Source organism: Promicromonospora sp. NPDC050880 (assembly GCF_044456525.1).
Lineage (GTDB): Bacteria > Actinomycetota > Actinomycetes > Actinomycetales > Cellulomonadaceae > Promicromonospora.
On record NZ_JBITFV010000011.1, the window covers coordinates 75,201 to 97,484 of the forward strand.

22 protein-coding genes are annotated in these 22,284 nt (G+C 73.4%); 10 read left to right on the plus strand and 12 right to left on the minus strand.

The features are described from left to right. Positions 1-38 precede the first annotated feature (38 nt). Both ACIBBF_RS17660 and ACIBBF_RS17665 read left to right on the plus strand, forming a co-directional pair. Entirely contained in the window at positions 39-1,646 is a 1,608-nt protein-coding gene (locus tag ACIBBF_RS17660; RefSeq protein WP_397415753.1) for an NCS1 family nucleobase:cation symporter-1, read from the plus strand. 2 nt (positions 1,647-1,648) lie between these two features. Then, complete coding sequence (locus ACIBBF_RS17665; RefSeq protein ID WP_397415755.1) at positions 1,649-2,374, plus strand: aspartate/glutamate racemase family protein; 726 nt, start codon at positions 1,649-1,651, stop codon at positions 2,372-2,374. Between the two features lie 4 nt (positions 2,375-2,378). Here ACIBBF_RS17665 and ACIBBF_RS17670 read toward each other — a convergent pair whose 3' ends face one another. After that, the gene (locus tag ACIBBF_RS17670; protein ID WP_397415758.1) at positions 2,379-3,332 is read right to left on the minus strand and encodes an NmrA/HSCARG family protein; all 954 of its coding nucleotides are present in this window, start codon (positions 3,330-3,332) and stop codon (positions 2,379-2,381) included. A 175-nt stretch (positions 3,333-3,507) separates the two neighbouring features. Here ACIBBF_RS17670 and ACIBBF_RS17675 point away from each other — a divergent pair, with 175 nt between their 5' ends. Next, positions 3,508-3,864 (plus strand): ArsR/SmtB family transcription factor, encoded by a 357-nt coding sequence (locus ACIBBF_RS17675; RefSeq protein WP_397415761.1) that lies wholly within the window; start codon positions 3,508-3,510, stop codon positions 3,862-3,864. Positions 3,865-4,122: 258 nt separating this feature from the next. On the opposite strand, the gene ACIBBF_RS17680 is transcribed toward ACIBBF_RS17675, so the two are convergent. Next, positions 4,123-4,539, minus strand: coding sequence for a DUF952 domain-containing protein (locus tag ACIBBF_RS17680; protein WP_397415763.1), 417 nt, complete (start codon positions 4,537-4,539; stop codon positions 4,123-4,125). A gap of 60 nt (positions 4,540-4,599) precedes the next feature. Between ACIBBF_RS17680 and ACIBBF_RS17685 the strand changes: the two genes are divergently transcribed. Both ACIBBF_RS17685 and ACIBBF_RS17690 read left to right on the plus strand, forming a co-directional pair. Then, positions 4,600-5,244 carry a TetR/AcrR family transcriptional regulator gene (locus tag ACIBBF_RS17685; RefSeq protein ID WP_397415765.1) on the plus strand — a complete coding sequence of 215 codons (645 nt, stop codon included), beginning with the start codon at positions 4,600-4,602 and terminating at the stop codon, positions 5,242-5,244. A gap of 103 nt (positions 5,245-5,347) precedes the next feature. After that, positions 5,348-6,319, plus strand: coding sequence for a zinc-binding dehydrogenase (locus ACIBBF_RS17690; protein ID WP_397415767.1), 972 nt, complete (start codon positions 5,348-5,350; stop codon positions 6,317-6,319). 55 nt (positions 6,320-6,374) lie between these two features. Here ACIBBF_RS17690 and ACIBBF_RS17695 read toward each other — a convergent pair whose 3' ends face one another. From ACIBBF_RS17695 to ACIBBF_RS17705, 3 genes are read right to left on the minus strand one after another with little or no spacing between them, the layout of a single operon-like run. Then, the gene (locus ACIBBF_RS17695; protein ID WP_397415769.1) at positions 6,375-6,629 is read right to left on the minus strand and encodes a hypothetical protein; all 255 of its coding nucleotides are present in this window, start codon (positions 6,627-6,629) and stop codon (positions 6,375-6,377) included. A 44-nt stretch (positions 6,630-6,673) separates the two neighbouring features. Beyond that, the gene (locus ACIBBF_RS17700) at positions 6,674-8,020 is read right to left on the minus strand and encodes a TRAP transporter large permease subunit (RefSeq protein WP_397415771.1); all 1,347 of its coding nucleotides are present in this window, start codon (positions 8,018-8,020) and stop codon (positions 6,674-6,676) included. A 54-nt stretch (positions 8,021-8,074) separates the two neighbouring features. Then, positions 8,075-9,439 (minus strand): NAD(P)-binding domain-containing protein, encoded by a 1,365-nt coding sequence (locus tag ACIBBF_RS17705; protein ID WP_397415773.1) that lies wholly within the window; start codon positions 9,437-9,439, stop codon positions 8,075-8,077. Positions 9,440-9,585: 146 nt separating this feature from the next. Here ACIBBF_RS17705 and ACIBBF_RS17710 point away from each other — a divergent pair, with 146 nt between their 5' ends. Continuing rightward, positions 9,586-10,356: an IclR family transcriptional regulator gene (locus ACIBBF_RS17710; protein WP_397415776.1), complete on the plus strand. Its 771-nt coding sequence runs from the start codon at positions 9,586-9,588 to the stop codon at positions 10,354-10,356. Positions 10,357-10,389: 33 nt separating this feature from the next. On the opposite strand, the gene ACIBBF_RS17715 is transcribed toward ACIBBF_RS17710, so the two are convergent. The 3 genes from ACIBBF_RS17715 to ACIBBF_RS17725 all read right to left on the minus strand — a co-directional run bounded on the left by ACIBBF_RS17715 (position 10,390) and on the right by ACIBBF_RS17725 (position 14,968). Then, positions 10,390-11,328 (minus strand): aldo/keto reductase, encoded by a 939-nt coding sequence (locus tag ACIBBF_RS17715; RefSeq protein WP_397415778.1) that lies wholly within the window; start codon positions 11,326-11,328, stop codon positions 10,390-10,392. A 116-nt stretch (positions 11,329-11,444) separates the two neighbouring features. Continuing rightward, positions 11,445-13,571, minus strand: coding sequence for an ArnT family glycosyltransferase (locus ACIBBF_RS17720; protein ID WP_397415780.1), 2,127 nt, complete (start codon positions 13,569-13,571; stop codon positions 11,445-11,447). Continuing rightward, positions 13,568-14,968, minus strand: coding sequence for a glycosyltransferase (locus ACIBBF_RS17725; RefSeq protein WP_397415782.1), 1,401 nt, complete (start codon positions 14,966-14,968; stop codon positions 13,568-13,570). The genes ACIBBF_RS17720 and ACIBBF_RS17725 overlap by 4 nt, the downstream gene beginning before the upstream one ends. 169 nt (positions 14,969-15,137) lie before the next feature. On the opposite strand from ACIBBF_RS17725, the gene ACIBBF_RS17730 reads away from it, so the two are divergent. The 3 genes from ACIBBF_RS17730 to ACIBBF_RS17740 are packed head-to-tail and all read left to right on the plus strand — an operon-like array spanning position 15,138 to position 17,956. Further along, entirely contained in the window at positions 15,138-15,908 is a 771-nt protein-coding gene (locus ACIBBF_RS17730) for a response regulator transcription factor (RefSeq protein WP_397415784.1), read from the plus strand. Further along, positions 15,901-17,454: a sensor histidine kinase gene (locus tag ACIBBF_RS17735; RefSeq protein WP_397415786.1), complete on the plus strand. Its 1,554-nt coding sequence runs from the start codon at positions 15,901-15,903 to the stop codon at positions 17,452-17,454. The genes ACIBBF_RS17730 and ACIBBF_RS17735 overlap by 8 nt, the downstream gene beginning before the upstream one ends. A 49-nt stretch (positions 17,455-17,503) precedes the next feature. After that, positions 17,504-17,956, plus strand: coding sequence for a hypothetical protein (locus ACIBBF_RS17740; protein WP_397415788.1), 453 nt, complete (start codon positions 17,504-17,506; stop codon positions 17,954-17,956). A gap of 21 nt (positions 17,957-17,977) precedes the next feature. On the opposite strand, the gene ACIBBF_RS17745 is transcribed toward ACIBBF_RS17740, so the two are convergent. Further along, a complete protein-coding gene (locus ACIBBF_RS17745) occupies positions 17,978-18,724 on the minus strand; it encodes an SDR family NAD(P)-dependent oxidoreductase (protein WP_397415790.1) in 747 nt (248 codons plus the stop codon). Positions 18,725-18,816: 92 nt separating this feature from the next. Continuing rightward, positions 18,817-19,584, minus strand: a complete 768-nt coding sequence (locus ACIBBF_RS17750; protein WP_397415792.1) for an SDR family oxidoreductase — start codon at positions 19,582-19,584, stop codon at positions 18,817-18,819. Positions 19,585-19,672: 88 nt separating this feature from the next. Between ACIBBF_RS17750 and ACIBBF_RS17755 the strand changes: the two genes are divergently transcribed. Further along, positions 19,673-20,224 carry a TetR/AcrR family transcriptional regulator gene (locus ACIBBF_RS17755; protein WP_397415794.1) on the plus strand — a complete coding sequence of 184 codons (552 nt, stop codon included), beginning with the start codon at positions 19,673-19,675 and terminating at the stop codon, positions 20,222-20,224. Positions 20,225-20,270: 46 nt separating this feature from the next. Here the strand turns inward: ACIBBF_RS17755 and ACIBBF_RS17760 are convergent, their stop codons facing one another. Both ACIBBF_RS17760 and ACIBBF_RS17765 read right to left on the minus strand, forming a co-directional pair. Continuing rightward, a complete protein-coding gene (locus ACIBBF_RS17760; RefSeq protein ID WP_397415796.1) occupies positions 20,271-20,834 on the minus strand; it encodes a dihydrofolate reductase family protein in 564 nt (187 codons plus the stop codon). 69 nt (positions 20,835-20,903) lie between these two features. Then, a complete protein-coding gene (locus ACIBBF_RS17765) occupies positions 20,904-22,178 on the minus strand; it encodes a wax ester/triacylglycerol synthase domain-containing protein (protein ID WP_397415798.1) in 1,275 nt (424 codons plus the stop codon). Positions 22,179-22,284 lie beyond the last annotated feature (106 nt).

Genomic DNA, 22,284 nt, shown 5'->3' on the forward strand with positions numbered 1-22,284 from the left:
ATGGGGACCTCGCAGACCACTCCCTCGGAAGGCCGCTCATGACCGAGAACACGGAGGTGACGGCCTCCACGGCGGCCGCACCCGACCACCCCCGCCACTCCCCCGCCGGTGAGCACGACCTCGTGGAGGCCGCCGGGCACCCGGTGGGTTCCGGCGACGTCAAGCCCGGGTACGACCCGCGCCTCGCCAACGAGGACCTCGCCCCGCTGCGCGAGCAGAAGTGGTCGGCGTACAACATCTTCGCGTTCTGGATGTCCGACGTGCACAGCGTCGGCGGCTACGTCACGGCCGGCAGCCTCTTCGCCCTCGGCATCGCGAGCTGGCAGGTGCTCCTGGCCCTCGTGGTCGGCATCGTCATCGTGCAGGTGTTCACCAACCTGGTCGCCCGGCCCAGCCAGAGCACCGGCGTGCCCTACCCCGTGATCAACCGGGCCGTGTTCGGTGTCAAGGGCGCGAACATCCCCGCGATCATCCGCGGGCTCATCGCGGTGGCCTGGTACGGCGTGCAGACGTTCCTCGCCGCCGAGTCGCTGAACATCGTGTTCCTCAAGTTCATCCCCGCCGCCGCGGCCCTCGTCGAGCCGACCTTCCTGGGGCTCAGCGCGCTGGGCTGGATCTCGTACGCGGTCCTCTGGTTCGCGCAGGCCGCACTGTTCTGGAACGGGATGGAGACGATCCGCAGGTTCATCGACTGGGCGGGCCCGGCCGTCTACGTCGTGATGATCGTGCTGGCCGTCTACCTGGTCTCGGAGGCCGGCTGGTCGAACATCAGCCTGAGCCTCGTGCAGGGCGAGCCGCTCACCGGCTGGGCCTCGGTGGGCGTGTTCTGCACGGCCGTCGCCATCGTCGTGTCGTACTTCTCCGGCCCCATGCTCAACTTCGGTGACTTCGCCCGCTACGGCCGCTCGTTCCAGGCCGTCAAGCGCGGCAACCTGCTGGGCCTGCCGGTGAACTTCCTGTTCTTCTCGATCCTCACGGTGATCACGGCGTCCGCCACGGTCCCCGTGTTCGGCGAGCTCGTCACCGACCCGATCCACACCGTGGAGCGCATCGACACCCCGTTCGCGATCCTGCTGGGCGGCCTCACGTTCGTGACGGCCACGGTCGGCATCAACATCGTCGCCAACTTCATCTCCCCCGCGTTCGACTTCTCCAACGTGGCCCCGCAGAAGGTGAGCTGGCGCATGGGCGGCATGATCGCCGCCGTCGGCTCCGTGCTCCTGCTGCCCTGGAACTGGTACGACGACGCCGACGCGATCCACTACACGCTCGGTGTGCTGGGCGCCCTGATCGGTCCCCTGTTCGGCATCCTGATCGCCGGCTACTACGTGGCGGCGCGGCAGCGGGTGCTCGTCGACGACATGTTCACCATGTCCCCCGAGGGCGCCTACTGGTACACCAACGGCTACAACCGCAACGGGGTCCTCGCCGTCGTGCTGGCGGGTGTGCCGACGGTCCTGCTGGGCGTGGTGCCCAAGCTGGTCGCCGACCTCGGGTACTTCGACATCTCCTGGATCGGCAACTTCACCTGGTTCATCGGGTGCGCCCTCGGCTTCGCCTCCTTCTGGTGGCTGGAGCGGCTCAGCCCGCAGGTCCCGTCGTTCGACGGCGGCACCGCGGGCGTGGCAGACGGCGCCACGGCCTGACCGTGCAGATCCGGCTGATCAACCCCAACACCTCCCGGGCGATGACCGGCAAGATCGCGGCCACCGCCCGGGAGGTGGCGGGCCCCGACGTCGCCGTCGTCGCCACGTGTCCCGAGCCGGGCTCCGGCCCGGCCGCCGTCGAGAGCCACACCGACGAGGCGTGGGCGGCGCTGGTGGTCGCGCACGACGTCGCAGCCTGCGAGGCGGGCGACCACCCCGCGGACGGCTACGTCGTCGCCTGCTTCGGCGACCCCGGCCTCGACGCGGCCCGTGAGCAGGCCACCGGGCCGGTGGTCGGCATCGCCGAGGCAGCGATGCACGTCGCGACCCTGTCCGGGCGCACGTTCGCGGTGGTCACCACGCTCTCGCGCACCCTGGGCCGCGCGCAGGACCTGGTCCGGCGCTACGGGTACCAGGACGCGTGCGTCGCCCTGCACGCCGCCGACGTGCCGGTGCTGGACCTCGAGGTCGCCGGCTCGGCCGCCCGCGAGCGGATCGCCCACCTCTGCGAGCGCGCGGTGCTCGACGGCGCCGACACCGTGGTGCTCGGCTGCGCCGGCATGACCGACCTCTGCGCCGACCTGACCCGGCACACGGGGGTGCCGGTCGTCGACGGGGTGGCCGCCGCCGTGGGCCTCGTGTCCGGGATGGTGCGGATGGGCGTGGGCACGAGCAAGCGGGACGAGTACCGCCTGCCGCCGCGGGCCGACGCCCTCCGCCTGACCTAGGGCCCTAGTTGCCGAAGGCGACCCGTTCCCCGCGCCAGCCGGTGTTGCGCAGGAACTGTTCCCAGGTCAGCGTGCTCGGATCGATGCGTCGGCTCCACTCGAGGTCGCGGTCGTCGCCGAAGTATCCGTACTCCACCGCGTACTCGACCATGCCGATGGTCTCGTCGGCTGCCAACGGGTTCACGCCCAGGAACGGGAAGTACTCCAGAAGGCCTTCGCGCGTGTAGGCGTTGCGGTACTCGGCCTTGAGTCCGGTAACACGTGAGAACGTCTCGACCATCTCGGCCGGGGAGATCACGTCACCGACGACCGGGAGCCAGGCGCCGCGGTACGAGTCGGGGTCGGAGAACACCTCCAGGACGGCGGGACCGGCCGCGGTGAGCGGGTCCACGAACGGGACGCGGAAGTCCTCGGGGAAGTAGAAGGGCATGACCACCGTGTCACCGTCGACGTGCGGGACGTAGTACTCCAGCGCATTGGTGTAGTAGAACGAGAGCGAGACGAAGGTGTGCGAGATCGGCAGAGTCCGAATGTGCTCGGCGACGAGCGCCTTGTCGGTGAAGTGCGGCGCCCACTTCGTGCCCGACGTCCTCTCCTCGACGTTCTCCAGGGTGCTGAAGACGACGTGACCTACTTCGGCTTCGGCTGCGGCATCGGCAAGCTGGCTCCCGATGAGGTACTCCTCGGAGTCGGGCGGCAGGAGGGGCGGCGTCATCAGGAAAGCCCCCTCGGCCGATCCGAACGCGTCCACGAGCTCGCGCTGGTGACCCGGCGCGAGGGGAACCTCGGCAATCTCCGCCCCCATCCCCGCCAAGCCTCGGGCCTGGGCAGAATCGGCGTCCCGGGTCAGGGCTCGCACCCGGAACTTGCCGCTCTCGAGCAAGGACGTGGCAACGCTCCTGCCCTGCTTGCTGGTGGCACCCGCGACGACGATCAACGGCTTGCTGTTCTCAGGCACTGTGCACTCCTCTTGTGTATGCCCGGCGTTCGCGGCAGCCCGCAGCCGGGCGGCCGCGACACCGAGGACGTGGACACCGCACATATCGTCATATCGCGATTCGTCAACTTGTTGCAGGGAGCGAACTCAGTTCGTCACATCGAGATACGATGGTGTCTAGGAGAAAGGAGACGGCGTGGCGAAGGCACGGGCGACGGGCCCAGAGGGCGAGACGGGAAACGATGCCCCGCTGGACGCGGTCGAAGCCTTGAAGGCCCTGGCCAACCCTGCACGGCTGCAGATCATGGACTGGCTGCGAGACCCCCACGGCGAGTTCGCGCAGTGGGAACCGATCGCCGACCGGGACGAGGTCGGGGTCTGTGTCAGCCACCTGCAAGCCAAGTCGGGGTTGGCACAATCGACAATCTCTTCGTACATGGCGATCCTCGAACGGGCGCACCTTGTGCGGTCCACACGGATCGGCAAGTGGGTCCACTACAAGCGCAACGAAGACACGCTCTCGCGACTGGCGGAGATGCTCCGCAGGGCATAGCGGCCATCGCGAGGGCCACCAGCAGGTGGTGACCTTGTCCCTGCCGGCGCGCCCCCCATCCAGGAACCCCCGCAGCGTCGCCGAGCTCTACGACGCCGTCCTCGACGTTCTGTGTCCGACGAAGCATGCTGGCGCCCGCCGGGCAGCAGCGGTTCCGGCACCGCCCACGTCTCATCGGTCAGATCATGACGTGCCGGATCGCTCACGACCCCGCATCATGGCGAACTCGCAGGTCAAAACACCAATCCCAAACAGGCCCTAGGCGACGCCGGGCGGCGGCGTGCTGCGTACGTGCCACCCGTCGAGGTCGGGGGCGACCCATCCGTCCGCGCCTCGTCGCACGGGCAGCACGGCGGGAACGGTGACGCGGTCCATCGGCAGCACGCCCTCGATGCGCGGCGCCGCCGTGCCGTCCGGACCGGCGCCCGCCTCCCACCGCACCGTGATCCCCTGAGCAGCCAGGGCCGCCTCGTCGATCACAGCGAGGACGAGTGGCTCGGACGCGTCGCCGTAGACGTCGCGCAGCACGGCCGGCAGGCCCCGCGCGGTGGTGGAGTGGAGGAATCCGGTGTCGTCGAACAGCGTGCTGCGCGTCGCCACGTCGTACTCACCGAACCGCTCGCACGCCTCCCAGTCGTCGCTGAAGGCCACGTGCAGCAGTCGTTCCTCGGCCATCGGTCGTCCTCCCCGTCCATCGGCCAGCAATCAATGAAACGGCAACGTATCATTACTGACGTGAGGAGAGAGCCCGAGGAGACGGACGCCACAGGACCCGCTGCGACCCGGCGCGGCCCCGGCCGCCCACGCCGCGAGGACGTCGACGCCCGGCGTGCGGAGATCCTGGAGGCCGCCGTCCGCCTGTTCGCCGAACGCGGGTTCACGGGCACCACCATCGAAGCGGTCGCGCTCGCGGTGGGCGCCACCAAGCGGACCGTCTACCGGCACTTCACGGACAAGACCGGGCTGTTCTTCGCCGCCGTGGAACGGCTGCACGTCCACGAGCGGCCCGCCGTCCACGGCACCGCAGACCTGGAACAGCTCGCCACGCGGATGGTGCACATCCTGCACGGGGACGACGCCGTCACCCTCCACCGCCTGGTCATCGCCGAGTCGCGCCAGCATCCGCAGCTCGCGGCCACGTTCTACGAGCAGGGTCCGGCCCGGTCGATCGAGGTGCTCGCCGCGAGCCTCGACAGCCGGCGGACGACCGCCGGCGGCCCGCTTCCGGACGCGCCCGGCACGGCCGAGGCGATCTACACCCTCCTGCTCGGCGAGCCGCACCGCAGGCGCCTGCTCGGGCTCGCGCCTGCGCCCTCGTACGAGGAGGCGCGCGCCCACGCCCGGCGCGCCATCGACACCGTGCTGCGCCGGCAGGCGTGACGCACCGGCGCGGCAGCGACTCCTTGACCTCAACCAAGGTGAAGGTTCTAGCGTCGCTCCTGGACGCCGGCCGCACGGGCCGAGCCATGACGAAGGAGCGCCGGTGCGAGCCATCCAGGTACAGGAGTTCGGTGGGCCCGAGGTGCTGGTGCTGCGGGAGGTCGCCGACCCCGTGGCCGGACCTGGCCAGGTGGTGGTCCGGCTGGCCGCCGCCGACGTCATCTTCCTCGACACGCTCCTGCGCGGCGGGTGGGGCGGCGAGATCTTTCCGCTGGAGCTGCCCTACGTGCCCGGCACGGGCGGCGCGGGAACCGTGACGTCCGTCGGGGACGGCGTCGACCCCGCCTGGGTGGGCCGCGACGTCGTCGCGCACGGGCCGGGGTACGCGGAGCTGCTCGCGAGCGACCTGGACGACGTCGTCCCCGTGCCGCAGGGGGTGGGGCTGGCCGAGGCGGCGGCCCTGATGACGGACGGGGTCACCGCGCTGCGGCTGGTCCGGCACGCACCCGCGGCCGGCGGACGTGCCCCGTGGGTCCTCGTGGCCGCAGCAGCCGGCGGCGCCGGGTCCCTGCTGGTCCAGCTGTTGCACGACGCCGGGCTGCGCGTCATCGGCGCCGCCCGCGGTGAGCGCAAGCTCGACCTGGCGCGTGAGCTCGGAGCCGAGGTGGTCGTCGACTACACGCAGGCGGGCTGGGTGGAGAGGGTACGGGCGGCGACGGGCGGGACCGGCGTCGACCTGGCCCTGGACGGCGCAGGTGCCGCGCTCGGGCCCGCCGTCTTCGACACGGTGGCCGACGGTGGCCGGTTCGTCACCTACGGCACGTCGGGCGGGCAGTTCACCACGGTCGATCCGCACCTGGCCAGGTCCCGGCGGATCGAGGTGGTCAACGAGCTCGCCGCGGGGACCCCCGACCCGGCCCTCGTCCGCGCCCTGCTGGTGCGGGTGCTGGACCTGGCGGCTCAGGGCCGGATCAGGCCGGCGGTCGGTGCGACGTACGCGCTGGCCGATGCGTCCGCCGCACATGCCTCGCTCGCGGAGCGCGCGACTGTGGGCAAGTCCTTGCTGCTGATCTGAGCGGGGGCTCCCGCTGCCCCCGCTGCGCCGGCGCTGGGAGTGACGCCCCGCGACGTCAGTCGTCGCCGGTGCCGGGCGTCAGGTAGCTCCCGACGAAACCCACCAGGCCGAAGACGACGCCGGCGGTGATCGCGGGGACGAGCAGCGCCTGCGACGCGCCGGACACCCAGTCCGGGCGCAGCAGGACCACGCCCAGCAGCTGGACGGCGACCAGGGTGGCCGCGAGCCCCAGGAAGACGAGCAGGGTGACGACGAAGGCGCTGCGGCACAGGGCCTGAGCGCGGGTGGCGGGGACTGCCGTGGAGGTCATGGGTGTCCTTTCGTGAGCCGGTTTCTCGTGCGGGACGGGGGGCATCAGGTGCCGAACACGGGCAGGACACCCCAGGCGATGAGGCAGCCGATCAGCATGATGGGCACCATGTAGTAGACGATCAGGGGCAGGAACGTCTGCTCGGGCTTGGCCCCGGTCAGCCCCGCGGCGACGAAGATCGAGCCGGACGCCGGCGGCGAGGCGCCCTCGGTGGAGGCGAAGACGAGGATCGCGGTGACGGCCAGGACCGGGTCGATCCCCACGGCGACGAGCGCGAGCAGCGACACCTGGCCGACGGCGGTGAGCGTGGCGGTCGAGGACAGCGGCCCGGCCACGACCGCGATGAGCACGCCGACGATCAGCACGGACACGTACGGGTTGAGGTGCAGCTCGCCGAGCAGGCGGTCGATGTCGCGTTCGAGCCCGAGCTCGCTGAGCACCTGGCTGGCGGCGACGGCGAAGAACAGCAGCGCGCCGATGCTGGAGAACCGCGGCATGGACTCCGCGAGCCACGAGAACCACTGACCGCTGCTCCGGGGCAGCGACCGGCGCCCGAGGACCAGGGCGATCACGGTGATGAGCACCGGGATCCAGGTCAGGAGCGAGACGTCCTCGAGTGCGGCGCCGAGCCGGGCGTCGTCCTCCAGGAAGGTCGCGAGGGGGCCGATGGTGACGACGATGGGGATCAGCGCGCCGAACATGATGAGCGTCGCGCTGCCGCCGTCGTGCAGGGCCTGGCGCAGGGGCTTGATCTGGTCGCCGGGCACGCGCTGGATCCCGTCGCGCCGCACGAAGTACATGACGAGCAGCGCCCGCCAGACCACCTGGTACAGGCCGGCGGCCAGCAGGGCGAGGTAGATCTGGCCGGTGGTGACCAGCGACCCGGCGAACCCGATCATGATGACCATGGACGAGCTCGGCGGCATCGCGGCGCCGAGGCCGCCGTTGCCGGCCAGCACCGTGGCGCTGCGTGCCGGCGTCCACCCGGTGCGGACCATCCAGGGGCCGGTGAACGCGCCGGTGGTGGCGGTGTTGCCGGAGTTGGACCCGGACAGCGCCCCCATGGCCGCGGACCCGACGGTGTCCACGAGGGCCGGGCCCCCGCGGAACCTGCCGAAGACGGAGTTGAGGATCTCCAGCAGGCGCTGGATGAGTCCGGTGCGGTCCACGACGTAGGCCATGAAGACGAACGCGAGGGCGGCGTACAGGACCTCCTCGTCGAGGGCGGCGCGCAGGCCGTGCAGCAGCGCCTGGGGTGCGCCCGTGCCGGCGAACAGGGTGGTGGCGAGCAGTCCGAGCAGCATGGCCTCGCCCATGTTGCGTCTGAGGACCACGTTGCCGAGGACGATGACGGCGATGAACACGCCGAGTGCGATGAGCCCGATGGGCATGATTCTCCCTCTACAGCGTCGGAGCGGGAAGGACGGCTGGGTGGTGACTGCGGGTCAGGCGGGACGTTCGCCGAGGATCGTCCGGTAGCGGGCGGCCTCGTCCGCGAGGACGGCGCGCGCCCCGGCGAGGGTACGTGCCGCCTCGGCCAGCGGTACGACGATGACGCCGTCGGCGTCGGCGACCACGACGTCGCCGGGGTGGACCACCGCTCCGCCGACCGAGACCGCCGTGCCGATGCGGTACGGGCCGGACTTGTAGGGGCCGGCCGGCGAGGAGCCGACGGCCCAGACCGGGAACCGGGCCTCCTGCAGCGCGGGGACGTCGCGGACGGCGCCGTCGATGATCATCCCGGCGATGCCGCGGTTGACGGCCCGGTGGGCGATCAGCTCGCCGATCAGGGCGCGGGCGGGGTGCCCACCGCCGTCGACCACGAGCACGTCACCGGGACGCGCGACGGTCAGGGCCTGGTGGATGCCCTGGTTGTCGCCGGGGCGGCACAGGACGGTCAGCGCCCGGCCGGCGACGTGCGCGCCGGGCCACATGGTCCGCACGCGCGGGTCCACGACGCCGAGCCGGTCCCGGGCGTCGCCGATCGCGGCGGTGGGCACGCCGGAGTAGGCGGCGAGCAGGTCCTCCAGCCGGTCGGGTGCCTCGCCCGCGAACTGGCCGAGGTACCGGTGACGCTCCGCGGCCGCCGTCGTGACCACGGGGTTGACCCCCAGGGAGGACAGCAGCCCGGCCGCGGCCGCGGACTCGTGGGAGCGGCGCACGGCGTGCTTGCGCGTGCCGAGGTCGAGCCGCTCCGCGGCGGCGCGGCCGCCGGCGAGCTCTGCGGTGATCTGGTCCCGCACCCACGCCTCCTCGCCGGCGGCGACGCCGGCGTCGATCGCCTCGGTGATCACGGCGCCGAGGCCCTTCATGAAGACGGACCGCAGGATCTTGCGCCGCGTGGCGTCGCCCGGGTCGCCGCCCATCGCCTCGACGGGGGCGCCGAGCTCGCGGAAGGACGACGCGACGCCCGTGGTGGCCGGACCGGACACGAGCAGGGAGGTCCGCGGCCCGTTCTGGGGCACGGAGCCGATGACGGCGACGTCGGCGAAGCGCCCGCTCGCCCCGCCCAGCGCCGCCGCCACCTCGTGCTTGAGCTCGGGGGACGCGGCGTTCAGGTCGGCGTACAGCGCCTCGGGCGCCAGTGCCGGCGCCGCCTCGCGGGCCACGTCGACGGCGTGCGCCGCGGTGACCAGGCTGATCACCAGGTCGGCGCCGGCCACGGCGTCCCCCACGGAACCCGCTCGGCGGACGCCGGGCGGGGTGGCGGTGTCGCCGGGGTCGAACCCGGCGACCTCGGCGCCGGCGGTGGTGAACCCCTGCGCGTAGATGGTTCCTGCTTCGCCCAGGCCAAGTACTGCGAGCCTCATTGATCGCTCCTAGTTCTCATAGTGTGATAGCCACACTTGCTGTGCGAGATTTCTACGCAAGCGCTCGGAGCGACGTCAATCAGTGACCACCATGCGAGCGGTGCTCTCACACAGTGATAGCTTGTCCCGGCGACGAAGGAGGCGGCGTGAGCGAGACGAGCAACAGCCCGATGCGGTCGGTGCACCGGGCGTTCTCCGTGCTGAAGACCCTCGAGCTGGCCCAGCAGCCGCTGCGGCTGACCGACCTGGCGCAGCGCGCGGGATTCCACCTGGCCACGACGCAGCGCCTGGTCAACGTGCTGGTCGAGCACGGTTACGCCAGCCGGAACAGCCACGGCTACACGGCCGGCCCCGCGGCACTGTCCACCGCGCACGCGTTCGCCACGACCAGTCCCCTGCGGCTCGTGGCCCGTCCCGTGCTCGAACAGCTCGCGGCCGCCACCGGCCTGACGGCCTCGCTGTACGTGCGCATCCAGGACACCCGCGTGCTCATCGACCGCCACGAGGGCGGCAGGCGACCCGAGTACTCCCTGCCCATCGGCGAGCGGCTCCCCCTGTACCCCGGCGCGGCCGGCAAGGCCTTCCTCGCCGCCGACGACCTGACCACCGCCGTCGGGACGGCGACGGGTGGTGCGCCGTCGGTCCGCCTGGCCGACGGCACGGCCCTCGACGCCGACGAGGTCCGCGCCGACCTCACGGCGGCGCACGAGCAGGGGTTCGCGGTCTCGGTGAACGAACGGCAGCTCGGCACCACCGCCGTCGCCGCGCTCATCACCGACGTGACCGACCGGCCGCTGGGCTCGCTGGGCCTCAGCGGCGCGACCAGCGCCATGACGGATGTGCACACGTCGCCGCTGCCGGGCGAGGTCTGCCGTGCCGCCCGGACCATCGGCGCGCGCGTACCCGCGGGCGGCTGACGTCGCCGGCCCGGAGGCCGCGGACGCCTGGCGTCAGGCGTAGGCGCTGTCGTCCACCGGCGACGGCGCCGGCCCGAGCGCGTCGACCGCGTCCCACAGCTCGTCCGGGACCTGGGTCGCGACGAGCCGGTCGAGCTGCGCCCGGCGCCCCGGCGACGCGACGCCGACCACCGTCGAGTCGACCAGCGGCGAGCGCAGCGAGTAGTGCAGCGCCACGGCCGGCAGGGACACCCCGTGAGCCGCGCACGTCTCCTGCAGCCGTCGCGTCCAGGCCAGCAGGTCGGCACCCGCGGGCCGGTAGTCGTACACGGCGCCGTCGTGCGGGCCCTTGGCGAGCAGGCCCGAGCCGAACGGCGCCGCGTTGAACACGGTCATCCCTCGCTCCTTGGCCTCCGCGAAGACGGGGGCTGCCGACTGGTCGACGACCGTGAACCGGTTGTGGATCAGCACGGCGTCGAACACGCCGGTCCGCACGTACCTGGCCATCAGGGGTACCGGAGCCGCGGCGACGCCGATCGCCCCCACCCGCCCCGCCTCGCGCAGCTCGACGAGCCCCTCCACCGCGCCACCGGGGCCGACCGCCTCCTCGAACGTCACCGAGTAGGGGTCGTGCAGGTGCAGCAGCGGCAGGTGGTCGACACCCAGCCGCGCCGTGGTCTCGTCGAACGAGCGCAGCACGCGGTCACGGTCGAACACCCGCGTCCCGGGCTCGTGGTCGACCTTCGACACGACACGGGCGGCCGCCTCCGGTGCGAGGCGCGCCAGGGCCAGCCCGAGCACGGCCTCCGACCGGCCCCCGGCGTAGTTGTTGGACGTGTCCAGGAAGGCGTGGTCGCCGGCGAACAGGTCGAGCGCGACCTCGACCGCCGCCTCCTCGTCCGCGGACCCCGGCGCGGTGCGCGCACCGAGTCCCGACGTACCGAGCGTGACCGGGCCGGCGCCGATCGTGGCAGTGCGGGTCTCCTGGGTCATCGGCCTCTCCTCGACGATCGTGGGCGCGGCGAGCGCCCGGTCGGTGGTCGCGCCTCGCGACGCGACCACCGACCGTACCCCGACGACGCCGCCGCGGGGTCGAACCCGACCGAAGGTCAGACGTCCGCCGTCCCCGTCCCCGTCGACGGCGCGGCCGCCGCACCGGTCAGGTCGTACAGGGTGACGCCGTCGACGGTCGTCGCCGTGAAGTTCTCCTCGACCCACGCGGCGATCTCGCTCGACGACGACGATCCGCCGTTCTGCCCGCCGAACCCGCCCCCGCCCACGAACCAGTGGATCTCCCCGGCGGCGACGTACTCCTGGAACTGCTCCAGGGTGGGCGACGGGTCGGACCCGTTGAAGCCACCGACCGCCATCACCGGCTGCTCGGTCTCGAGCTGGTACGACGCCGCGTTCTGCGAGCCCACGGCCGCCGCGGCCCAGGTGTACCGGTCGGCGTCCTGGAGCAGGAGGGCGGCGAGCTCCTCGGACACCTCGGCGCCGTTCAGCAGGCCACCCATGCCACCGGCCATGCCGCCCGTGCCACCGGTCCCGGTCGGCGGCTGACCCATCTGGCCCCCGGTCGGCGGCTGACCCATCTGCCCGCCGGCAGGCGGCCGGCCCATCTGGCCCCCGCCGGCCTGACCGCCGGCACCTGCCGTCCCGCCCCCAGCCATCCCTCCCCCGGGCATCCCGCCGCCCATGCCCCCGAACCCGCCGGACACGGACGGCCCCGCGGTCACGATCGACCCGGCGTGCGGCGTGGCGACCGTCTGCAGCGTGTACGCCGCCGGTCCGGCGAGGCCGGCCACCAGCGCGAGCGCCGCCCCGGCCCGCGCCACCGCGGCCCGCCCCGGGCGCACGGCCGCCGCGACCAGCGCCAGCGTGCCGAGGGCGCCCACGGCCAGGACGGTCCAGCGCAGCCACGGCAGCCAGTCGGCGCTGCGCCCGAGGAGCACCACCGCCCACGCCGTCGTCGTGCCGCTCGCCGCCGCGAGGAGCCAGAGCGCCCACGGGGCGTGCCGCTCGCCCCACAGGGTCCAGCCCCCGATCCCGACCAGGGCCGCGACCGGAGCGGCCAGCGCCACGGTGTAGTAGGCGTGGAAGATGCCGGCCATGAACGAGAACGTCAGGGCGGTGACCAGCAGCAACGAGAGCCAGCCCAGCACGGCGGCACGCCGGACGTCGGTGCGGGGCGCCCGGCGGCGAGCCCACAGCGCACCCGCCGCGAGGATCAGGGCGGCGGGCACGAGCCACGTGATCTGGCCGCCGTTCTCGGCGTCGAACAGGCGGGTGAGACCGGTGGAGCCGCCGAACCCGCCGCCCATGCCGCCGCCCCCGCCGACGGAGCCCTCCTCGTCGCCGGTGATGCGCCCCAGGCCGTTGTAGCCGAACGTGAGCTCCAGGAACGAGTTGGTCTGCGAGCCGCCGACGTACGGCCGCATCGAGGCAGGCACGAGCTCGACGAGTGCCACCCACCAGCCGCCGGCCACCACCATGGCCGCGATGCCGAGCAGGCTGTCCCGGATCCGCCGGCCGAGGCCCACCGGCGCCGCCCCGAGGAACATCAGCGCGAGGCTGGGCAGCACGAGGAAGGCCTGGAGCTGCTTGGTGAGGAACGCGAGCCCCACCAGGGCGCCGGCGAGCACCATCCACCGCGTGGTGCGGGGTCCCTCGACCGCGCGCAGCACGGCCGCCACGGCGCCGGTGAGCAGGAGCAGCAGGAGCGCGTCGGGGTTGTTGAAGCGGAACATCAGGGCCGCGACCGGGGTCAGGGCGAGGACGGCGCCCGCGAGCAGGGCGGCCCGGGCGGAGAACGCGCGGTGCACCGTCGCATACAGGACGCCGACGGTGGCCACGCCCATCAGCGCCTGCGGCACCAGGATCGACCACGACGAGAGCCCGAACAGCCGCACCGACAGCGCCATGACCCACAGCGAGGCGGGTGGCTTGTCCACGGTGATGGCCCCGGCGGCGTCGGACGCCCCGTAGAGGAAGGCCGTCCACGACTCGGAACCGGCCTGCACGGCCGCGGAGTAGAACGAGTTGGCCCAGCCGGAGGCCGACAGCCCCCACAGGTAGAGCAGCGCCGTGACGAGCAGAAGACCGAGCAGCGCGGGGCGCTCCCAGCGCGCCCGGGTCGCGTGGTCCGGCGCCTCGGGGGCGGCGTCCGCGGGCGGGCGGACGAGGACGGGGACGCCGGGGCCGGCGAGCGCCGGGGCGACGTGTGCTGGGGTGGTCATGAGGGGTTCCCTTCGGAGGCGGGGGCGGGCGCGCCGGTCCGGGCGGGTCCCGCGGTGGTCGGTGCCGGTGCGGACGCGCGGTCGGCCGGTAGGGCGGACGGAGCCGGCCCGGTGCCGGCCGGGACAGCTGCGGCGCGCGGCCGGAAGACCCACACGCGCAGCAGCACGAACCGCAGGAGGGTCGCGACGAGGTTCGCCGCGACGAGCACGGCCAGCTCGACGGCACGGCCGGTGCCGGGCGAGACGGTGTGGAGCAGCCACAGGGACCCGGCGGTCAGCATCCAGGCCAGGCCGAAGACGACCAGCCCTTGCCCGTGGTGGGTGCCGAGCCGGTCCGGACCGCGCACCCCGAACGTGACGCGGCGGTTGGCCGCCGTGTTGGCGACGGCCGTGAGCACCAGGGCGGTGAAGTTGGCCGCCTGGGGCCCGGTGACGCCCGCGAGCAGCAGGTAGAGCAGCACGTAGGCGACGGTGCTGGCGACCCCGACGAGGCCGAACCGGACGAGCTGGTGCAGCAGCAGGGCGCGGCGGGGTTCGAGCGCGGCCCCGGCATCGGGCCCGGCGCCCGGTGCCCAGACGGCGCCGGGCAGGTGCGCGCGCACCTCGGCGAGCGGCAGCCGCCCCGAGACCAGGTCGCGGGCCAGGCGCGCGATGCCCCGGAGGTCCGCCAGCGCGGTGGCGACGATGTCGACCCGGCTGTCCGGGTCGTCCACCCAGTCGACGGGCACCTCGTGGATGCGCAGGCCCGCCCGCTCGGCCAGCACCAGCAGCTCGGTGTCGAAGAACCACTGCGTGTCGGCGACCAGCGGCAGCAGCGCACGGGCGGCGTCGGCCCGGATGGCCTTGAAACCGCACTGCGCGTCGGTGAACCGGGCGGCCAGCGTGCCGCGCAGCAGCATGTTGTACCCGCGGGAGATGATCTCGCGCCGCGGTCCGCGCACGGTGCGCGAGCCGCGGGCCAGCCGGGTGCCGATCGCGAGGTGCGAGTGGCCGGAGACCAGGGGGGCGACCAGGGGCAGCAGGGCCGACAGGTCGGTCGACAGGTCGACGTCCATGTAGGCGAGCACCTGCGCGTCGGAGGCGAGCCAGGCGGTGTGCAGCGCACGGCCGCGGCCCTTGGCGTCCAGGTGGAGCACGTGGACGCCGTCGAGCTCCGCCAGGAGGCGCTGCGCGACAGCGAGGGTGCCGTCGGTCGAGGCGTTGTCGACCACGGTGATCCGCGCCGGGTAGGGGAAGCGGGTGGTCAGGTAGGCGTGGGCGGCACGCACCGCACGCTCGAGCCCGCGTTCCTCGTTGTAGACGGGGATCACGAGGTCGAGCACGGGTGCACCGGGCGGCAGGTCGGTGACGTCGGGAGCCGGCCGGGGACCGGCGTCGGAGGAGAGCGATGAGTTCATGCCGACGATCGTTCGCGGCCGACCCCCGGGTGAAACTGTGGCCGGCCTATGCATCTCATGTGCGTGCCGGAGCCGTGTCCGGGGCCGTGTCCGGAGCCGTGTCCGGAGTCATAGGCAACGCACAGGCGCGGCACAGGATGGTCACCGGTCGCGGGGACATCGTGGGTCGATGACCACGACCAGCCCGGCCGCCGGCCACCCCCACCAGCCCCGCCTCAGCCGGCCCGACGGCTCACCGGTCCGGGTGCTCGTGGTGGACGACGAGCCCAACCTCACCGAGCTGCTCACGTCCGCGCTGCGCCTGGAGGGCATGGACGTCTCGGCGGCTCACGACGGCATCTCGGCGGTTCGCACGGCACGCGCGACCGGCCCGGACGCCGTCGTGCTCGACATCATGCTCCCGGACACGGACGGGTTCACCGTGCTGCGGCGGCTGCGTGCCCTGGACGACCGGATGCCGGTGCTGTTCCTCACGGCGCGGGACGCGGTCGAGGACCGCGTCGCGGGGCTGACCGCGGGCGGCGACGACTACGTCACCAAGCCCTTCAGCCTGGAGGAGGTGGTCGCCCGGCTGCGCGGCCTGCTGCGCCGGCGCGGCGCGACCACCGACGCCCAGAGCGCCGTCATCGTCGTCGGCGACCTGGAGCTCGACGAGGACGCGTACGAGGTGCGGCGCGCGGGCGCGGAGATCCGGCTCACGGCCACCGAGTTCGAGCTGCTGCGCTACCTGATGCGCAACCCGCGCCGGGTCCTGTCCAAGGCGCAGATCCTCGACCACGTGTGGCACTACGACTTCGGCGGGCAGGCGAACATCGTCGAGCTGTACGTGTCCTACCTGCGCCGCAAGATCGACCGGGGGCGCGAGCCCATGATCCACACGCTGCGCGGGGTCGGGTACACGCTCCGGCCGGCCCACGGCGCGCGGGCGGCTCGTGGCTGACGCCCCGCGGCCACGACGAGCCGTCACCCTGCGACGACGGCTGGTACTCGTGCTCGCGACCGTCGTGCTGGCCGTGACCGTCGCCCTCGCGGTGGCCTCGACGGCGGGCCTGCGCTCGCAGCTCGTGGACCGGCTCGACGGCGACCTGGACCAGGCGAGCCAGGCGCTCTCTCGTGGGCCCGCGCGGCCGCCGGCCGGAGACGAGGCACCCGTGCCCCCGCGCCCGGACGACGGCACGCCGCCCGCGTTCCCGCCCGGCCTGAGCCCCGGGAGCGTGGTCGTGCGCTACCTCGACGGCGAGCCCGTGCTCGCCGACCACGTCACCACCTCCCTGGACCGGGAGGACCTCGACGACGGACAGGTGGCCGAGCTCCTCGCGGTGCCCGCCGACGGGCGCGCGCACGACGTACAGCTCGGTGGCCTCGGTTCGTTCCGTGCGGTGCACCGCACCACCGACGACGGGCAGCCGGTCGTCGTCGCCGCGAGCACGAGCACCGTGGACGCGACCGTGCGGAGCTACGTCCTGGTCGAGACCGCCCTGGGTGTCGCGGCGGTGCTGGCCGCCGTCGTCGTCGGCGCGTGGCTCGTGCGTCGCTCCCTGCGCCCCCTCGACGGCGTCGCGGACGCCGCGCGCCAGGTCTCCGAGCTCGAGCTGTCCCGGGGCGCGATCGGCACCATCCCCCGTGTCCCCGAGAACCTCACCGACGAGCGGACCGAGGTCGGGCAGGTCGGCGCCGCCCTGAACCGCATGCTCCAGAACGTGGAGACCTCGCTCCAGGCCCGGCACGACTCCGAGACGCAGGTGCGCGGTTTCGTCGCGGACGCGAGCCACGAGCTGCGCACGCCCCTGACCTCGATCCGCGGCTATGCCGAGCTCGTGCACCGGTCCGCCGAGGAGCTCCCGCCCACCGCGGCCCGCTCGCTGGACCGCATCGAGTCCGAGGCGGTGCGCATGACGGCCCTCGTCGAGGACCTGCTGCTGCTGGCGCGGCTCGACGCCGGACGCCGGCTCGACCGTGCTGCCGTCGACCTCGCGGCCCTTGCCGTCGGCGCCGTCATGGACGCGCACGTGGCGGGCCCGGACCACACCTGGACGCTGCACCTGCCGGACGGGCCGGCCGACGCGGCGGGCGACCTGCTCGTGACCGGCGACGAGGCCCGGCTCCAGCAGGTCCTCGCGAACCTGCTCGCCAACGCGCGCACCCACACCCCGGCCGGCACCCACGTGGACGTGCGGCTCGGGCGCACCGGCGACGCCGTCCGGCTCACCGTCACCGACGACGGCCCCGGCATCCCGGCGGAGCTGCGCGGCACGCTCTTCCGTCGCTTCACGCGCGGCGACACCGCGCGCAACCGCGCGGGCGGGTCAACCGGCCTCGGGCTCGCCATCGCCGAGTCGATCGTCGCCGCCCACGACGGGAGCATCGACGTGCGCTCCGCGACGACGGGCGAACCCGGACCGGCCGGGACCACGTTCACCGTGTGCCTGCCGCACCATCCCGGTCGTTGCAGGTTCCTGCAGGACGGCGGAGCCCCGGTCGGTTAGCGTCGAGGCGGCGCCGGGAACAGGTCCCGGCACGGACAGGGGACTGGCGATGATGCGACGGATCATGGGGATGGCGCTGGGGCTCGTGCTGACGGCGACGGTGGGGCTGGTCACGGCTGCTCCGGCGTCGGCGTGGACCTACGAGTCGAAGAACTGCGTGGGCGACCTCGTCGACCGGTGCGTGTCACTGCGCAGGAACTCCGACGGCACGGTGTACGCCCGCGGGTCGGGCAGGGACGACGCGGACCGCCCCGGCGACTACAGCGTCCGGATGCTGCAGGTCAGCTACTCCTACGTGCGCGACGGGAACCCGCCGGCCGGCACGACCGTCTCGACCGACGGGGACAGCGGCTGGGACGAGACCTACGAGTGGATCGCGACCAGGGCGCTCCCGGTGCCGTGCGGCACGAGCGTGGGCGCGAGCGCCAAGGTCGAGTGGATGGACGAGCGGACCAAGGTGCGCACCACCGGATGGGTGCACACCTCGGCCGTCATCTGCTGACCGCGACCCGACGGCGCGTCGTCACGCGCCGTAGCCTCCGTCGATCCGCAGCACCGCACCGGTGACGTAGGACGCCTGCGGGCTGGCGAGGAAGACGACCCCCGCGGCGATCTCCTCCGGCCTGCCGTACCGTCCCAGGGCGGTCGTCGGCAGGAAGATCGCCGCGCCGGGGCCGTCGGCCGGGTTGCCCTCGGTGTCGATGAAACCGGGCTGGATCACGTTCACGGTGATGCCGCGGTGCGCCAGATCGCGTGCCGCACCGCGGCTGAAGCCCTCCAGGGCCGACTTCGTGCCCGCGTAGTACGCCATGCCGGGGAAGCCGGCACGAGCTGCCGCACCCGTGCTGATGCTGACGATGCGCCCGCCGTCGGGCAACAGCGGGAGCGCGGCCTCGACAGCCGCCACGACGCTGGTGTAGTTGACGACGAGCTGCCGGTCGATGGCGGCCTGGTCGACGGGCTCGCTGCCGACCAGTCCGCCACCGCTCGCGGCCGCGTTGTTGACCAGGACGTCCAGCCTGCCGAACCGCTCGGCCACGCGGCGGACCAGACCGGCCGCCTGTCCCGCGTCCGCCTGGTCGGCCCGGAACGCGGCCGCACGCACGCCCTTCGCGGTCAGGTCGGCGACGACGGCCTCGGCCCGCTCCGCCGAGGAGGAGTAGCTGATCGCGACGTCGGCCCCCTCGTCCGCGAGCGCCAGCGCCGACGCGGCCCCGATCCCCCGCGACCCACCCGTCACGATCGCCACCTTGCCGTCGAGCGTTCCCATGTGCTTCCTGCCTCCCGCTAGTTCTTGACCGATTGGTCCACCATAAGGATGGTGGACCAATCGGTCAAGAATGCGCTCGGCGGTCGACGCGGTCAGCCCTGGCGCGTAGGCCGCACCACGATCTCGCCGATCTCGACGTCGTGCGGCTGTTCGACGGCGAACGCGATCGCCCGCGCGACCGCCGCAGGGTCGATGCCGAGCTCGGCCATGGTGCGACGCACCTCGTCGCGCACCTCCGGGAGCATGTCCATCGAGTCGACGAGCTCCGTGCGCACATAGCCCGGCGAGACGGCAGTGGTCCGCAGCACCCCGTCGGTGGACTCCTGGCGCAGCCCTTCGAGCAGGGTGCGCACCGCGTTCTTGGTGGCGGCGTAGAGCGCCTGGGTCGGCACGATCTTCAGGCCCGACGTCGAGACCGTGGTCACCAGGTGTCCCGCACCCTGCCGCCGGAAGACCGGCAGGGCGGCCGCGATCCCGTTCAGCACGCCGTTCAGGTTGACGTCGATCATGGCCTGCCACCCGTCGACGTCGAGGTCGGCCACCGGGCTGAGCCTGCTGATGCCGGCGTTGCCGACCAGCACGTCGAGCCGCCCGAACTCCTCGACGGCCTGCCCTACCAGCCCCTCCAGGTCCGCACGCCGGGTCACGTCGACCGCACGCGAGACGGCCCGGCCGCCGCCGGCGCGGATCCGGCCCACGACGTCGTCCAGCCGGTCGGTCCGCCGGGCTCCGAGCACCACGCTCGCGCCGCGCTCGGCCAGCAGGAGTGCGGTGGCCTCACCGATGCCGCTGCTGGCGCCCGTGATCGCGACGACCTTGCCCGCGATTCCCGCCCCGCCCGGGGCCGTGCTCTGCTTCATGTCCTGCTCCTCGACGCTATCGTGGACACGTGTCCGTTTCCACGACCGTAACGGACACGTGTCCGTTTGTCGAGCAGCCGGGGAGCCCATGACCAGGACCGTCCGCAAGGACGCGGTGGAGAACCGCGCCCGCATCATCGAGGTCGCACGGCGCGAGGTCGCCGCCTCCGGCACCACGGACCTGCGGCTCAACGCGATCGCCAAGGAGGCCGGCGTCGGGCAGGGCACCCTCTACCGGCACTTCCCCACGCGCGAGGCGCTGCTGGTCGAGGTCTACCGGCAGGAGGTCGACGACCTGGTCGGCCTCGCCCCGCAGCTCCTGGAGGAGGCCGAACCCGTCGACGCCCTCGCGCGCTGGTTCGACCGCGTCGCCGAGTACGCGCGCGTCAAGCGCGGCGTCCTGGCCGCCGTGGAGGCCTCGGTCTGGCGCGACCTGACGCACCACAGCCTCGGGCCCATCGGCGACGCGATCACCCTGCTGCTGGACGCGGGCAAGGCTGCCGGCCAGATCCGCGAGGACGTGGACGCCGGCGACGTGATCGTGCTGATCGGCTACCTCTCCCGGCTGGACCAGGACGAGTGGGACCGGCGTGCGCACCGGCCCCTGCACATCGTGCTCGACGGGCTGCGGCGGCGCTGACGCCACCGGACGTGGCTCGCGGCAGCGGTGATCGCGGGCGCTGCCGTCAGCGAGGCACCTCGTAGCGGGTCGCCAGCACGCCGCCCAGGAACGTCCGCGTCTCCGTCAGCCTCAGGTCGGTCCGGCCGTCCAGCGGGGTGAAGAACCGCTGGCCGCCGCCCAGCAGGACCGGGTGGACGGCCAGGACGTACTCGTCGATCAGCCCGGCCCGTACGGCCGCGCCGGCGAGCGTCGCGCCGCCGATGGTCATCGGCCCGCCGTCCTCCGCCTTGAGCCGGGCGATCTCGGCGACCGCGTCACCGGGCACCAGGCGGGCGTTCCAGCCGACCTCGGTGAGCGTCGAGGAGAACACCACCTTCGGCGTGTCCCGCCAGTTCTGCGCGAACCTGGCCTCGGCCGGGGTCGCCCCCGGGTGCTGGTCGCCGGTCGGCCAGTGGGAGCTCATCGTCTCCCACAGCCTGCGCCCGTAGAGCGTCAGGCTGCTCGCCTCCTCCTGCTCGAGCCACCAGCCGAACAGCTCGTCGCTCGGGACGCTCCAGCCGATGTCGTCCCCGGGTGCGGCGACGTAGCCGTCCAGCGAGATGTTCATGCCGTAGATCAGCGTGCGCATGTGCCTGCCTCGTTCCTGTGTGGGATCCCGCAGTGGTCGACCGCGCCGGCGCGGCGGACTCATCGGCGCTCAGGTCAGCGCCGCGATCCGCGTCAGCTCCTCCCCCAGTGCCCGTGCCACCGGCGCGACGGGCAGCGCGTCCGCGTCGCAGTGCACCGCGCAGCGCAGCACGCCGTCGTACGAGACGGCCGCGATGCCGAGGCGCACGTTCCCCCCGAGCGAGGCCACGGGCCAGACGTGCTCCAGCGGAGCACCGGCCAGGGCGAGCGGGCGCCGCGGGCCGCGCACGTTCGTCACGAACAGGGCGATCAGCCGCTGGTGGCGCGCGAGCCGCACGAACAGCCGCGTACCGAGCCGGGTCCGGGTGAGCTCGTGCACGCCGCGCGCCCGCGCCCGGTCCTTGCCGGCCCGGGTCAGCGCGGCCACCCGGCGCAGCCGTTGCGCCGTGCCGGCATCGTCCACCTCCAGCGGGACGAGCATGACACCGACTGCGTTGCCGGACCGTCCCCGGTCCGGGAGCGCCACCGGCACGCTGGCGGGCAGGGTCCGCGGCGCCACCTCGCCACGGGCGGCCAGCGCCGACCTCGCCGCCACCCCGGCGGCGGCGAGCAGCGCATCGTTGACCGTCGCACCCGCCGTCGCGGCCCCGGCCGCGACCGCGTCCAGCCGCACGTCGACGAAGGCCACCGCCCGCCGTGGTCCGACCGGGCCGAGCAGCGCGGTGCGCGGCACCGCGCGACGCAGGACCGCCGCCGTGCGCGCGGCACCGCCGGCGACCGCACGCACCCTCCGCCACCGGCGCACCAGCGGTTCCGCATCACCGGCCACGCGTCCCGCCGACGTCGTCCGCGCGTCCGGACGCCGCGGAGTGGTCTCCTCCGGGTCCAGCAGGGCCCGCGCCAGCCGGATCGCCTCCACGCCGTCGGCCAGTGCGTGGTGCACGCGGATCACGACGCCCGCGCGCCCTGGCGCGACACCGGCCACGACGAGCAGCTCCCACGGCGGCCGGTCGAGCGGGAGCGGGGTGACGACCAGCCGCGCGCACAACGCCTCGAGCCCCTGCCGGCCGTCTACGGCCGGCAGGCGGCGCACCTGCCGGGTCAGATCGACCGGCACCGGCTCCCACACGAACGCCCGCCCGGCACGGCGGACGCGCCGCGCGAGCCTCGGCTCCGCGGGGAGCCGGCCGGCCAGCACCGACCGCAGGGCGCTGAGGTCCACCTCGCCGTCGGCCCCGACCGGGCCGCCCGGTGCGAGGACGGCGGCCAGCAGGAACGCGTTCACGTGTTCCGGCGTGTCCAGCAGGATGTTCGCGGCGTCGGCCGTCGTGAGCCGTTCTGCCATGCCCCACAGGTACTCCGGGCCGGGACCGCGGGCAAGCCCGTCCGGCCGACATCACCCCGCCCCGGACCGTGGATCCGTCCAGGCAAGTGCGTGGGTTCGTCCCTTC